The sequence below is a fragment of the Ruegeria sp. CJ3 genome, from assembly GCF_056536725.1.
In genome coordinates this window covers 220,599-233,663 of record NZ_JBQFQE010000006.1, presented here as the reverse complement: position 1 = coordinate 233,663, position 13,065 = coordinate 220,599, and the positions used below count along the sequence as shown (strand labels likewise).

Genomic DNA, 13,065 nt, shown 5'->3' with positions numbered 1-13,065 from the left:
TTTCGAATGACGGAGAAATTCAATGATCGGGTATTTCGCTCGGGCCCTGACGGTCGTGGTCGGGTTGGCCGCGGGGGCCTCGGCCGAAGAGGCCTTTATCGTCGTGCAATCCACCACGTCGACGCAAAATTCGGGCCTGCTGGATTACATCCTGCCCGGGTTTGAGGCGGAAACTGGCATTGACGTGCGCGTAGTGGCGGTCGGCACCGGGCAGGCCATCCGCAACGCAACCAACGGCGACGGAGACGTTCTGCTGGTTCATTCCAAACCCGCCGAGGAGGCCTTTGTGGCCGACGGTTGGGGCGTCGAGCGGCTGGATGTTATGTATAACGACTTTGTGCTGATCGGGCCGACATCTGATCCGGCGGGGGTGGCGGGGGGCGAGGATATCGTTGCCGCCCTAGCCGCCGTGGCGGGGTCCGGAGCTCCGTTTACCTCGCGCGGGGACGATAGCGGTACCCACAAGGCCGAGATGCGCCATTGGGCTGATGCGGGCATTGATCCGACCGGAGCATCGGGAACATGGTATCGCGAGACAGGCTCGGGCATGGGCGCGACGCTGAACGTGGCCAGCGGCATGGGCGCCTATGTGCTGACCGACCGGGCGACGTGGCTGTCCTTTGGTAACCGGGGTGATCTGACGGTGCTGGTCGAGGGTGACCCGCGTCTGTTCAACCAATACGGGGTGATCCTCGTGAACCCCGAAAAACACCCGGGCGTACGGGCGGCGGCGGGACAGCGGTTCATTGATTGGCTGACCGGGCCACACGGGCAGGCAGCGATCGGGTCCTATATGGTGGACGGGCAGCAGTTGTTTTTTCCCAATGCGCGGTGAATTGGCCTGCGGCCAATGCCTTCGGCGAGAGTATTTGGGAAAAGATGAAGTGCGTCAGCCGCTTGCGCCGTTGTGGTGGATACGGCCCAGATGTGTCAGATCGTAGCTGCCGAATTCGGCAGCGCGGGTTGTGAAGCGATCGCTGTGCAGGAAGTTTAGGAGTTTTTGTAGCGGAGCGTCGAAATAGGCACGTCGCCAGATGGCGAGGTCCAGACGTTCGGAGTGGGTTGGGGCGAAGCCCAGATCATAGAGACCGGCCAGCGCGCCCAGTCCGAAACCGGCCTCGGCCTTCGAGTCGTGCAGGGCGATGGCCAGTTCTTCCTCGGTGCGGGCACAAGTGGGCAGGGTGTCGAGATCGGCGCGTGTCAGCCCGCAGGCTTTGAGTTGGGCGTCGAACAGATGCTGGCTGGCGGCGCTATCTTGGCGCAGGATGACACGGCGGCCTTTCAGGTCCTTAAAGCCGGAGATGTTCGAGACGCCCGGAGCCAGCAGTAGCCCGCGCTGCCGGTGGGCGATTTCCAGCAGGATCACCGGGGCTTCGCCGACGCTGTCGCGTAGGCTCTGGGCGTTAAAGCCGTCTTCTTCGTGGATATGCAAGGCGGCAGCTTGAGCACTTCGGTCGTGCAGGCGCTGCAGCCCGTCAAAGGAGCCGTCGTAATAGGTGGCGAGGCCCGAACCACTTTCTCGTAACGCCCAGTCCAGCAGCGGGTCATGGCTGCCCGCGACAATCGGGGGCAGAGGCGGCTCGGCCACCTGCGGGCCCGAACGGGAGGCGTTTAGCCAGGCGATGATCTCGGCCCGGGGGAACAGCAGTTTGCCCATAGCGCGGACGCAGGGGATTTCGCCCGAGGACGCCAGGTCATAGGCCTTGCGCTCGCCGATGCGCAGCAAATCGGCCAGTTCGCGCGTCGTCAGATAATCCTGCATTCAGTCGAGTCGCACAGCCGGGCTTGTGCCCGCATCCGCCGCGCTGAACCCGATCTGGTCCAGCGTGTAGGGCGCTGCGGCGGTGATGACGGCCATCGCGGCGACGGCGGCTAGAAAGGCTTTCATAGTCTCCTCCGGCTCAGTTTTCCGGCACCGTGGCGCGGCGCAGAAAGGCGATCAGGTCGGCCCGGTCCTGCGGGCCCGTGATGCGTTGCATCGGCATCTTTGACCCCGGAATGTAGTGGTCCGGCCCCAGATCGAAAAGAGCGTTTATCGTCTTATCATCCCAAATAATATCAGAGTCTTGCAGGATGTCCGAGTACAAATATCCCGGTAGCGTTCCCGCCTGCCGCCCGAATATGCCGTGCAGCGTGGGGCCAGCCCGTCTTTGGCTGTCGGGTGTCAGACTGTGGCAGATCGAACATTTACGATTGAATTGGCGCTCGCCATTGCTCATCTCGTCGGGATCACGCAGGAAGGTGGGTTCTTCGCTGCCCAATTGTTCGTGATCCCCAAGCGCGGCAACGGGCCAGCTATACATCGCCTCGTCGATGCCGCCCGCATGGATGTTTGCACCATCCGCCGAGAAGGCCAGTGCCCAGACCGGCCCCCGCAGCGTGGCGCGGAAGTCGTGCGCGATGCGCCAGTCGACCGTGTCGATGAGCATGATGTAGCCTTCGCCATCCCCCACCGCCAGCAACCGCCGGTCGGGGCTGAGCGCAAGGGCAAGGATCGGGCGGCGGTCAAGGGTGAAATCTCGTTCCTCGCCCGTGGTCAGGTCATGAATGCGGGTGACGCCATCGACGGCACCATAGGCAATCCAGTTGTCGGCGGCATTCAGAGCGAGCTCGTTAATGCCGAAGCCATGCTCAATCAGACGCTGCGTTTCCTGACCTGTTGGCACGTCCCAGCGGCGCAAGGTACCGTTCATCCCGGCGGAATAGAGCGTCTGGCCGTCAGGAGAGAACACCACCGCGTTAACGCCAGCACCCGTGGGTCCCAGCATGCGTGGGGCCGAGCCATCGACGGGCCACAGGCCGATCGTCCCGTCCCAACTGGCGGTCGCGACATGGGTTTTCGAGGCCGCAATGCCGACGATCTTGCCCTTGTGCTGACCGACGATCTGACCGCCCGGCCAGCGCCGGAGGGTAAAGTCATCGCCTGCCGAATAGATCGCCGTGCCGTTGAAAGCAACGCTGTTGACCGCGGCGTCATGCCCTTCAAGCCATGTGGGCGCGCGCCCTGACCAGAGGCCCACCGAATTGTCGAAACTGGCCGTCGCAATCCGCCCGTCGGGCGCAGTTGCGATGCCCATGATGGGGCCTCCGTGGCCTTTGAGGGTAAAGAACTCGGCTGCGGCGGGCAGGGGCAGCAGCGCCAGAACCAGGGCTAGTGTGCGCATCTATTCCGCCGGAGAGGCCACGGCTTTGTCGGCCTCTTTTTCCTGCACCTCCTGCAGCCACAGCGAGTGATGTTCGCGTGCCCATTGTTCCTCGACCTCGCCGGAACCCATCGCCTCGAACGCGCCCTCCATTCCGACGGACCCGAGGTAGATATGGGCGATGATGATGGCAAGGAAGACATAGGCGATCATCACGTGCCAGACCTGAGCATATTGCATCTCCTCCTGCGGCGACATCTGGACGGGCAGGTTCAGGCCCATCATCTGCGGCAGGCCGGTTGCATTCGCGACCGAGAAGGTTTTGGCAAACAGCGGCAGTTCGAAGGGGAACAGCAGCGACAGGCCGGACAGGCTGATCGAGACGCCGAGGACGATGCAGGACCAGAAGATGATCTTTTGCCCCGCGTTGAACTTTTTGGCGGGCGGGTGGCTGTTTTTGGTGAACAGGCCGCCGCCAGCGGCCAGCCAGCGCAGGTCGGTCCGGTTGGGGATGTTGTGGGAGATCCACTTCACGGTGATGATGACCAGCCCAAGCATGAACGCCCAGGCCATGTTGTTGTGCAGCCACTTACAGCCCTGCGCGATGGTGGCAAAGCCGTCTTTCCCGACGACCGGGATCAGAAAATCGCGTCCGTAAAGCGTCAGCAGGCCTGTGAAGCCCAGCACAAGGAACGAGCCGCCGAATAGCCAGTGGCCAAAGCGTTCGACGCCCGAGAAACGGGTGACCGTGCGGCCCGTTTTTTCTCCGTCAATTCTGATCTTGCCGCGCAGCAGGCCGAACAGGATCAGGATCACGAACATGCCGCCCAGAATATAGGTGCCATATTCGCGCAGCGGACCGGTGCGGAAATTCAGCCACCACATGCCGCCGTCCTGGATCAGAACGCCGTCTGCGGGTCCCCGCGACGATACCGTGACATCGGCAGACCCGTAGCGCAGCGCGCGGTATACTTCGCTGTCCGAGGCCACGCCGCGCGTACCCAATTGCCCCAGCAGGCCCTCGACATTGCCCGCGCCGGTGTTTTCCGAACGAAAACTGTTGTCGACCTTTTCGCCGCGTTGGCGGGCGAGGATATCCTCGAGCGTCGTGGCACCGCCGGTTGATGCGCGGTCCGGAGCGTCCTGCGCCAATGCAGGGACGGTCAGAACGAACAAACAAAAGAGAAGTCGCAGAAACGCCATGTCACCCTCGTCGACGGTTGCGGCCGAGATTTTTCGTCGAAAAATCTTTTGCTGCACCGGCGCACATTGCGCGCGCCGGTGCGTTTTGCGGACGGATCAGCCGTCTTTCTGGTCGTAGGCTGTGCCCCAACCCCAGGCGCCCGAGCCAAATCCGCGCGCCACGACGCGTTCGCGGTAGACGGCCGACACTACGTCGCCGTCACCGGCAAGCAGGGCCTTGGTGGAACACATCTCGGCGCAGATGGGCAGTTTGCCCTCGGCGATCCGGTTGCGACCGTATTTGGCGAACTCTGCGGTCGAGTGCGTTTCTTCGGGGCCGCCAGCACAGAAGGTACATTTGTCCATCTTGCCGCGCGATCCGAAGTTGCCCGCCTGAGGATATTGCGGCGCGCCGAAGGGGCACGCGTAGAAGCAATAGCCGCAACCAATGCACAGGTCCTTGGAGTGCAGGACAACCCCTTCTTCGTTCTGATAGAAGCAGTCGACCGGGCACACCGCCATGCAAGGCGCATCCGAGCAATGCATGCAGGCCACCGAGATCGAACGTTCGCCCGGGTTGCCGTCATTGATCGTTACCACCCTGCGGCGGTTGATGCCCCATGGCACCTCGTGCTCGTTCTTACACGCGGTGACACAGGCGTTGCACTCGATGCAGCGTTCAGCGTCGCAGAGAAACTTTGCTCTAGCCATTGTCGTCCTCCTTACGCTGACCAGATTTTGCAGAGCGTCACCTTGGACTCCTGCATCTGTGTCACTGAATCGTAGCCATAGGTCTGGGCGGTGTTGGAACTTTCACCCAGCACATAGGGATCTGCACCAGCTGGATATTTCGACCTGAGGTCGTCGCCCTGGAAATGGCCACCGAAGTGGAAGGGCATGAAGGCCACGCCGGCACCGACCCTGTTGGTCAGCATCGCCATCACCTTGACCTTTCCACCTTCCGGACCTTCGACCCAGACCTGTTGCCCGTCACGGATACCAAGGTTGTTGGCATCGCGCGGGTTGATCTCGACGAACATATCCTGCTGCAGCTCGGCCAACCACGGGTTCGACCGGGTTTCCTCGCCGCCGCCTTCATATTCGACCAGACGACCTGACGTGAGGATTATCGGGTAATCCTTTGAAAAGTCGTTCTTTTGGATCGAAGCATAAAGGGTAGGCAGGCGATAGGCCTGACGGTCCTCGTAGGTCGGATAGTCTGCCACCAGATCGCGACGCGGCGTATAAAGCGGCTCGCGATGTAGCGGGATCGGATCCGGGAAGGTCCAGACGACGGCGCGGGCTTTGGCGTTCCCGAAGGGCGCACAGCCATGAGCGATCGCGACCCTCTGGATGCCGCCCGACAGGTCGGTCTTCCAGTTGGTTTCGGGACCCGCAACAGCGTCGATCGCTGCGCGTTCCTCAGCCGTCAGGTCACTATCCCAGCCGAGATCCATCAGCATCTGCATCGTAAATTCGGGATACCCGTCCTGAATCTCCGATCCAACGCTATAGACCCCTTCAGCCAGCAGGTTGTCACCATCCCGTTCCACGCCGAAACGGGCGCGGAAGGTCAGGCCGCCTTCGGCCACCGGTTTGGACATATCATACAGGTTCGGTGTCCCCGTATGACCCATCTCTGCCGTACCCCAGCAGGGCCAAGGCAGACCGTAATATTCGCCGTCGTTGGGTCCACCAATGGCTTGCAGCGTTGTTCTGTCGAACGTGTGCTGGTTGGCCATGTGGCTTTTCAAACGCTCTGGCGACTGGCCGGTATAGCCGATGGTCCAGAGGCCCGAGTTGAACTCACGCGTGATGCTTTCAACATTCGGGGTTTCCGGGTCGTCCATCTCGATATTGCGGAAGAACCGATCTGCCCAGCCAAACTTGTTGGCGAACTTGGCCATGATGACCTCGTCCGGCAGACTTTCGAACAGCGGATCAACCACCTTGTCGCGCCACTGTAGCGACCGGTTCGAGGCCGTGACCGAGCCACGGGTTTCGAACTGCGTACAGGCGGGCAGCAGGTAGACACCATCGGTGCGGTCATGCAGAACGGCGGAAACGGTGGGATACGGGTCTATCACGACCAGCATGTCCAGCTTTTCCATCGCCGTCTTCATTTCCGTCATCCGGGTCTGCGAGTTGGGCGCGTGGCCCCACAGAACCATGGCACGGACGTTGTTGTCCTGATCCATGTTGGCCGGATCTTCCAGAACACCGTCGATCCAGCGGGAAACCGGGATGCCGCGCTCATTCTGCAGCGGTTTATCCTTGCCTTCCTTGTCTTTGATCGTGGCGAACTGACCAGCCAGCCATTCAGGTTCTTCACCCCAGACACGGGCCCAGTGACCCCACGCACCCTTCGACAGGCCATAATAGCCGGGCAGGGTGTGAGACAGAACACCAAGGTCCGTCGCGCCCTGCACGTTGTCGTGGCCGCGGAAGATGTTGGTGCCGCCACCCGAGGTGCCCATGTTGCCCAGCGCAAGCTGAAGCACGCAGTAGGCGCGGGTGTTGTTGTTGCCGTTGGTGTGCTGCGTACCACCCATGCACCATACGACGGTGCCGGGACGGTTGTTCACCATGGTCCGGGCGACGCGACGCAGCTGCGAGCCGGGCGTGCCGGTGACTCGCTCAACCTCTTCGGGGTTCCACTTGCGCACTTCTTCCTGAATCTGGTCCATGCCCCAGACACGGGTGCGGATGAACTCTTTGTCCTCCCAGCCGTTGTCGAAGATGTGCCACAGGATACCCCAGACCAGTGCAACGTCGGTGCCGGGGCGGAAACGGACATATTCATCCGCATGTGCCGCGGTGCGCGTAAAGCGTGGGTCGCAGACGATCAGGGGGGCGTTATTCTGCTCTTTCGCACGCAGGATATGCAGCAACGAGACGGGGTGCGCCTCGGCCGGGTTACCACCGATGATAAAGATGGCCCGGCTGTTGTGCATGTCGTTATACGAGTTGGTCATGGCGCCGTAGCCCCATGTGTTCGCAACGCCCGCAACAGTGGTAGAGTGGCAGATACGGGCCTGATGGTCCACGTTGTTCGTACCCCAGTAGGCGGCGAACTTGCGGAACAGATAGGCCTGTTCGTTGTTATGTTTCGCAGACCCCAGCCAGTACACACTGTCCGGCCCGGATTCTTCGCGGATGTTCATCATGCCGTCGCCGATCTCGTCGATCGCCTGTTCCCAGCTGATGCGCTTCCACTCTCCGCCTTCCTTTTTCATCGGGTATTTCAGGCGGCGCTCGCCATGGGCGTGTTCGCGGACCGAGGCCCCCTTGGCGCAGTGCGCACCCAGGTTGAACGGGCTGTCCCAGCCGGGTTCCTGCCCGACCCAGACACCGTTCTGCACTTCGGCAACGACGGTACAGCCGACCGAGCAGTGGGTGCATACGGATTTGATGTTTTCGACGGCCTGATTGGCCGCTGTCTGGGCGCTGGCTGGCGTCACGGTTCCACCCGTGGCGCTGATCGCGGCAAGGCCGCCGATCGTCAGGCCCGAGCCACGCAGGAATGCGCGGCGATCGACGGTTTTCTCGCCGATCTGGGACAGGATACTTGTCCGCTGGGGGCGTCTCGCAACCCCGTTGGTCTTTTTCCTAAGCATTACTTTCCTCCCTTGCGCGCCGTGTCAGCCACGGCTGGCTTGGTACTTCGCAAACCGACGTCAGGGCCAATCGCAACCGTCAGTCGGGTGGTGAAGGCGTCCGGTTAGAACCGGGTGCTTTCGATGTATGCGCGCGTGTGCGCGGTGTCCTGCATCCGGGTTTCATCCGTCGGCAGCTCGGCTGCTTCGGCTTTCCCGGACAGGCTGGCGGCGGCTACGGCAGCGGGTGCTGCGGTTCCGGCCAGTTTCAGGAAGTCACGGCGGGTTGCGCCTTCTTCCTTGGTCTTGCTCATGGGCTCCTCCTGTCCCAATTGCGGTTTGATGCCCAAGGGGCATCGGCGAGTGGCGGGTTACGCCGTCATTCGGAACGCCTCGCGCTCGATCTCCATGAATACCCGACCGGCCGTGCCGACCGACGCATAGAGAACCGAGTTCTCGGCGGCTTCCAAATCTGAATAGAAATGTGCAGCCCAAGGGCCGATATGCTTGTTCCAGAACGCTTTCTGGTCTTCCAATGGGGCAGGCGGGCCGAACCGACCGACGATCATACCTGCCATTATCTCCATCAGTGAAGCGATGTTGTCTTCGGGCTCATAGACGTTTTGCGCACGAGTGATCCCGCGCACGGCCATGTCATTGCGCAATTGCGCCAGAGGTTTTTCGTTCAGGAACCCTGTCAGGTAGAAACTGGCATAGGGCAGCAGTTCGCCACGGCCCAAGCCGATGAACAACGCGTTGAACTCGCGTTCGGCAGCGGCGGGTTTGGTGACCTTTGCCACCCGCGACATCGCCTGAATGGCTTGACCCAAATCGCTGTCATCACCGCTCAGGCCGGCCATTTGGTCCAGTAGCAGCTGATCAGGTGGACCGGCCAGCAGCAACCCCAGAAAATTGTAGAAATCTGCGCGCAACCGATCCTCGGCCGAGATATCCATGTTTTGCGCTTCGCTTGCGGTCATAAGGTTATCCTTCGAATTCAAATTTCATGCGGCGCGGGGCAGGGGGAAGCTCTGTAAGCTCTTCCGCCTCGTCCAATTCGGCGATCGGCTCAGGTGCGGCGGCCAATTCTTCAATTGGTTCTACTGTAATCGGTTGAGCCTCTGGCACGTCCTCGGTTTGCTGAGCCTCGGTCTCGACCTCGTCCTGCTCTGCTTCCGCGGCCAGTGCTTCGACATGGGCCAGCATGCCTTTGCCCACCTGATACGCGGTTTGCAGGTTTTCGATCACGCAGGCGGCGTCGGTGTAATCCTCGCCATAGTCGACTAGACCATCGACATTCGCCAGCACGGGGTTCAATCGCCACAAGCGGCGCAAGGCTCGGCGGCGCAAGCGGTCGGGTACCGCCTTGGCCATGAAGCCCGAGACGTCATCTCCGGCCTGCAACTGATCAGGGTCCGGCAGGTTGAATTCGGCCAGTATTTCGGCGTCGCTCTTTTCTTCCAGTTCTGCCTGTTGTGTCGCAACGATCTGTTCCTCGGCGGCCAGCGCCTCGGCCTCAGCTTCGGCCTGCACGGCAGCCTTGCGGCGTGACCAGAAATCGCGCGTCTGGCTCATTGCAGCACCCTGCGTGGCGCGCGATAGACGTCTGAATCCTGACGGATGCGCGCATCGCCTTTGCCATCTTCCACCAGATCGACGCGTTTCTTGTCGCGGCGGCGTTTCACGAACGCCTCATCTCGGTGATGCTGCAACGTGAAATCCCGCAACCAGGCAACCAGCCCTTCGGTCATCGGAATTTTCTCGACAATCTCTTCACCGGTATCCGCATAATCCTGCCCCTCGAACGGAGAGGCCGTGATCAGCACGGCGTTCAGCGGCGTATCGCCCTGCAACTCATTTCGAAGCACCAGATAGACCGAGGGCTGCCCGTCCGAGAGGTTGACCATGTAGGCCTCGGTTTCATCGGCCCATAAGGTTAGGGGCAGGGTCGCGGCGTGGTACTCCACAGCTTCGCCTTCGCGGCGCAGTTCCTGCCAATCGGCGGGGCCTGCGCCGGGCAACAAGCCGACTGCGCGCCAACTCCATCGGGCCCAGCGTGTGACCCCGGGTGTTTTGCGCACAACGACGCCAACCGGCATTTCGATCTGGTTTGCGGCCTTGGCCACGTGGTCCTCCCTGGAAGGCTCTCCCCTGCCTTCGCTTGAATGTACTATGGTACATAAAGTGACGCTGTGCCAAGTCTAGTTTGGCCTCGTTCAGTCGTATTCACTAACTCTTTATTCGCAAACGCGGCACATCGCGTCGAGTGATGGTGAAAAATAGTGCATATTTTCGGATTTTCGCCTAGCCATCGCATTGCCTCGGCCCGGATTAGGTCTAAGGTGCTGACGTGCAGCTAGCAGCGCCAGGGAGGGGACATGGCCAGCAAACTCGTTTTGTGTGATTGCGAAGGAACGCAAACGCTGAATGCAGAAGGCATCGCTGCAGGTTGCGAGGTGGCATGTTCCAAGGTGCACACAGCGCTTTGCACTCAACAGCTGCAGGCTGCGGCTGATCTTCTGCAAGGTGGTGATCAGGTAGTGATCGCCTGCGGGCAGGAAAGCGCCGTGTTCAGCGAACTGGCCGAGGAGTTGGGCGTTGAAGAACCCGGCTTTGTCGATCTGCGCGACCGGGCCGGGTGGTCCGAGCAGGGCGCGGACGCAACGCCCAAAATGGCAGCGCTGGCCGCCGAAGCGCTGTTGCCCGGCGCGGCCCCCGCCAGCGTCGATGTGATTAGCGAAGGCACCTGTTGCATCATCGGCCCCGGTGCGGTTGCCTATCCACTGGCCGAAGATCTGTCCGGCACTTTGGCGGTGACGGTTTTGGTGACGGACGATGCCGATCCCCTAAGCCGTGCTTTTGATGTGGCTAAAGCGCGGGTGCGCAACCTGACTGGGGCGCTGGGCGGCTTCACATGGCATCTGGATCAGGTGCAGCAGCTCGAGCCCGGCGGGCGCGGTGGTTTCCGCTGGAGCGCCCCGCGAGACGGGGCAACCTCGCGCTGTGATATCGTCGTTGATGTGACCGGAGGAACGCCTCTGGTCGCGGCCCCCGACAAGCGCGAGGGATATCTGCGCGCCGATCCCCGCGACGCGGTCGCAGTCGCGCGCCTTGCCTTTGATGCGGCGCAACTGGTCGGGACGTTTGAGAAGCCGCTTTATGTGCGGCTGGATGAAACACTGTGCGCCCATGCGCGGGCCGAGCAGATGGGGTGTTCGAATTGTCTGGATATCTGTCCGACGGGCGCGATCACCCCTGCGGGCGATCACGTAGCCATAGATCCGATGATCTGCGCCGGGTGTGGTGAATGTTCTGCCCTGTGCCCCTCGACTGCGATCACCTACGAAGACCCGCCGGTTTCGGCGCTGCTGTCGCGGATGCATATTCTGGCCCGCACGTTCCGGCGCGCAGGTGGCACCGCGCCGCGCCTGTTGATACACGATGCGCATGGCGCGCAGATGATCCGGATGGCGGCGCGGTTTGGCCGGGGCTTGCCTGCAGATGTCATTCCGTTGGAGCTGAACGTGGTCTCGGGCTTTGGGCATGCCGAAATGCTGGCCGGGCTGGCCCATGGCTTCGCGCGGGTTGATGTCTTGATGGGGCCAAAGACCGAGCGCGATGCGCTGGATCGGGAACTGCTATTGGCGCAGGCCATTGCAGGGCAGGGTGCCCTCGGCCTGATCGATGAGGCCGACCCGGATGCTTTGGCCGATCTGCTATATGCACAAGAGGTGCCGCCGCCTTTGACCGATCCAGTGCTGCCGCTTGGCAACCGTCGCCAAATCGCCAGACTTGCCGCACAGGCTTTGAATCCTGGGGCTGAAGCACCACTGTCCTTGCCCGAAGGCGCGCCCTATGGCGCAGTCGCGGTGAACACTGATACCTGTACGTTGTGCCTCAGCTGCGTGTCGCTGTGCCCCTCGGGCGCGCTGATCGACAACCCGGACAAGCCGCAGCTGAACTTCCAGCAGGACGCCTGTCTGCAATGTGGTATCTGCCGCACGATTTGCCCCGAGCAGGCGATCACGCTGGTGCCTCAGCTCGATCTGAGTGACAATACCCTATCGCAACAGGTGCTGAACGAGGAAGAACCGTTCGAATGTGTCGAATGCGGCGCGGCCTTTGGTGTGAAATCAACTGTTGAGCGGATTATGGACAAGCTGTCGGGCACGCACCCGATGTTTGCCACCTCGGATCAGGCACGGATGATCCAGATGTGCGACAATTGCCGGGTGAACGCCCAGTTCCACAGCACTGACAACCCGTTCCAGTCGGCCCCCAGACCAAAGGTTGTCACCACTGACGACTATTTCTCAAAGCGCAAGGATCACTGAAGTTGCAGCGGAGCGCCCAGATCGGCGGCGCGCAGGGCGGCGACGAAGGCCAGTATCGCCTCAAGGTCATCAAGGCTCATCTCGACCGGATGAATGGGCGAGGGGCGCTCTGGCGGGAAGGGCTCGGTCACGCCTTCGATCTGCGTGAAGGCAGGGTGCGGGTTCAGTGCAAAGAAGGCCTGAAATCGCTCGGACCAGTCTGGCATTGCGCGCAGCACCGCGAAAGAGGGCGTGGAACCCAGACCGTTCATACGGTTCTGCGGACCGATCACATGGCAGCGGCCACAATGGGTCATGGACAGATCCTCGCCCAACAGTGCGTTGCCGTCGATTTCGACGTCCTCAGTGATAACAGTGATCTCGAAACTTGCAGTGAACGGAGCGCCTTCGGAGGGCGCAAAGCCCTCGACCGTGCGCTTGCCGATATCGGATTGCAGCCAGTCGCGGAACCGCTCCTGTTTGGCGCTGTCATCGATGCGCAGGTGATAGATCACCCCATCACGGGCAAAGACCGGATCGCCGGGTGCGGAAGGCGCCAGTGACATGACGCCGCTTTCATCCGCAACAACGCGTATCCCGGTCTTGAGAGAGAAGCGCGGAAGAATATGTTGCAAAAGGCCCGAGTCTGTCACCTCATCCGGGGCGGCAAGGCCCAACGCCTCTTGCGACCGAGAGGGGCTGGTGGTGAGCGTCAGGCTAAGGCACAACAGGACAAAGCGCATGGCCAAACCTAACGGCGGCAAACCGGATGCGTCAAATAAACTGAATGAGACGGAGAGACATGCAATGAAAATCAGCCACATGGTTGGG

13 protein-coding genes are annotated in these 13,065 nt (G+C 61.5%); 2 read left to right on the top strand and 11 right to left on the bottom strand.

What is annotated here, in order from left to right; all coding sequences use genetic code 11:
• Positions 1–22: 22 nt before the first annotated feature.
• Positions 23–835: an ABC transporter substrate-binding protein gene (locus ACR0J1_RS13145; protein ID WP_480733261.1), complete on the top strand. Its 813-nt coding sequence runs from the start codon at positions 23–25 to the stop codon at positions 833–835.
• Positions 836–889: 54 nt separating this feature from the next.
• Here ACR0J1_RS13145 and ACR0J1_RS13140 read toward each other — a convergent pair whose 3' ends face one another.
• The 10 genes from ACR0J1_RS13140 to ACR0J1_RS13095 form a co-directional block, all read right to left on the bottom strand.
• Positions 890–1,762 carry a substrate-binding domain-containing protein gene (locus ACR0J1_RS13140; RefSeq protein WP_480733260.1) on the bottom strand — a complete coding sequence of 291 codons (873 nt, stop codon included), beginning with the start codon at positions 1,760–1,762 and terminating at the stop codon, positions 890–892.
• Positions 1,763–1,888 carry a hypothetical protein gene (locus ACR0J1_RS13135; RefSeq protein ID WP_480733259.1) on the bottom strand — a complete coding sequence of 42 codons (126 nt, stop codon included), beginning with the start codon at positions 1,886–1,888 and terminating at the stop codon, positions 1,763–1,765. It lies immediately after the preceding gene.
• 13 nt (positions 1,889–1,901) lie between these two features.
• Positions 1,902–3,164: a c-type cytochrome gene (locus ACR0J1_RS13130; protein WP_480733258.1), complete on the bottom strand. Its 1,263-nt coding sequence runs from the start codon at positions 3,162–3,164 to the stop codon at positions 1,902–1,904.
• Positions 3,165–4,346 (bottom strand): formate dehydrogenase subunit gamma, encoded by a 1,182-nt coding sequence (locus ACR0J1_RS13125; protein WP_480733257.1) that lies wholly within the window; start codon positions 4,344–4,346, stop codon positions 3,165–3,167.
• Positions 4,347–4,442: 96 nt separating this feature from the next.
• Positions 4,443–5,036 (bottom strand): formate dehydrogenase FDH3 subunit beta, encoded by a 594-nt coding sequence (gene fdh3B / locus ACR0J1_RS13120; protein WP_010439472.1) that lies wholly within the window; start codon positions 5,034–5,036, stop codon positions 4,443–4,445.
• 11 nt (positions 5,037–5,047) lie between these two features.
• Positions 5,048–7,942, bottom strand: a complete 2,895-nt coding sequence (locus ACR0J1_RS13115) for a formate dehydrogenase subunit alpha (protein ID WP_480733256.1) — start codon at positions 7,940–7,942, stop codon at positions 5,048–5,050.
• 104 nt (positions 7,943–8,046) lie between these two features.
• Positions 8,047–8,235 (bottom strand): ubiquinol-cytochrome c reductase iron-sulfur subunit N-terminal domain-containing protein, encoded by a 189-nt coding sequence (locus ACR0J1_RS13110; RefSeq protein WP_170331193.1) that lies wholly within the window; start codon positions 8,233–8,235, stop codon positions 8,047–8,049.
• A gap of 57 nt (positions 8,236–8,292) precedes the next feature.
• Positions 8,293–8,901 carry a TorD/DmsD family molecular chaperone gene (locus ACR0J1_RS13105; protein ID WP_480733255.1) on the bottom strand — a complete coding sequence of 203 codons (609 nt, stop codon included), beginning with the start codon at positions 8,899–8,901 and terminating at the stop codon, positions 8,293–8,295.
• Between the two features lie 4 nt (positions 8,902–8,905).
• On the bottom strand, positions 8,906–9,496 hold the full coding sequence (locus ACR0J1_RS13100) for a DUF3306 domain-containing protein (protein WP_480733254.1): 591 nt from the start codon (positions 9,494–9,496) through the stop codon (positions 8,906–8,908).
• Positions 9,493–10,047: a DUF3305 domain-containing protein gene (locus ACR0J1_RS13095; RefSeq protein ID WP_480733253.1), complete on the bottom strand. Its 555-nt coding sequence runs from the start codon at positions 10,045–10,047 to the stop codon at positions 9,493–9,495. Before ACR0J1_RS13095 ends, ACR0J1_RS13100 begins: the two co-directional genes overlap by 4 nt.
• Positions 10,048–10,299: 252 nt before the next feature.
• Here ACR0J1_RS13095 and ACR0J1_RS13090 point away from each other — a divergent pair, with 252 nt between their 5' ends.
• Entirely contained in the window at positions 10,300–12,255 is a 1,956-nt protein-coding gene (locus tag ACR0J1_RS13090) for a 4Fe-4S binding protein (protein ID WP_480733252.1), read from the top strand.
• On the opposite strand, the gene ACR0J1_RS13085 is transcribed toward ACR0J1_RS13090, so the two are convergent.
• On the bottom strand, positions 12,249–12,977 hold the full coding sequence (locus ACR0J1_RS13085) for a hypothetical protein (protein ID WP_480733251.1): 729 nt from the start codon (positions 12,975–12,977) through the stop codon (positions 12,249–12,251). The two genes, ACR0J1_RS13090 and ACR0J1_RS13085, sit on opposite strands and share 7 nt — an antisense overlap.
• Between the last annotated feature and the right edge of the window lie 88 nt (positions 12,978–13,065).

Excerpts from the sequence above, each read along its gene's own strand:
- ACR0J1_RS13135 (WP_480733259.1), bottom strand. The coding sequence starts at position 1,888 with ATGAAAGCCTTTCTAGCCGCCGTCGCCGCGATGGCCGTCATCACCGCC.
- fdh3B (WP_010439472.1), bottom strand. The coding sequence starts at position 5,036 with ATGGCTAGAGCAAAGTTTCTCTGCGACGCTGAACGCTGCATCGAGTGC.
- ACR0J1_RS13090 (WP_480733252.1), top strand. The coding sequence starts at position 10,300 with ATGGCCAGCAAACTCGTTTTGTGTGATTGCGAAGGAACGCAAACGCTG.
- ACR0J1_RS13110 (WP_170331193.1), bottom strand. The coding sequence starts at position 8,235 with ATGAGCAAGACCAAGGAAGAAGGCGCAACCCGCCGTGACTTCCTGAAA.
- ACR0J1_RS13140 (WP_480733260.1), bottom strand. The coding sequence starts at position 1,762 with ATGCAGGATTATCTGACGACGCGCGAACTGGCCGATTTGCTGCGCATC.
- ACR0J1_RS13100 (WP_480733254.1), bottom strand. The coding sequence starts at position 9,496 with ATGAGCCAGACGCGCGATTTCTGGTCACGCCGCAAGGCTGCCGTGCAG.
- ACR0J1_RS13145 (WP_480733261.1), top strand. The coding sequence starts at position 23 with ATGATCGGGTATTTCGCTCGGGCCCTGACGGTCGTGGTCGGGTTGGCC.
- ACR0J1_RS13085 (WP_480733251.1), bottom strand. The coding sequence starts at position 12,977 with ATGCGCTTTGTCCTGTTGTGCCTTAGCCTGACGCTCACCACCAGCCCC.
- ACR0J1_RS13105 (WP_480733255.1), bottom strand. The coding sequence starts at position 8,901 with ATGACCGCAAGCGAAGCGCAAAACATGGATATCTCGGCCGAGGATCGG.
- ACR0J1_RS13115 (WP_480733256.1), bottom strand. The coding sequence starts at position 7,942 with ATGCTTAGGAAAAAGACCAACGGGGTTGCGAGACGCCCCCAGCGGACA.
- ACR0J1_RS13130 (WP_480733258.1), bottom strand. The coding sequence starts at position 3,164 with ATGCGCACACTAGCCCTGGTTCTGGCGCTGCTGCCCCTGCCCGCCGCA.
- ACR0J1_RS13125 (WP_480733257.1), bottom strand. The coding sequence starts at position 4,346 with ATGGCGTTTCTGCGACTTCTCTTTTGTTTGTTCGTTCTGACCGTCCCT.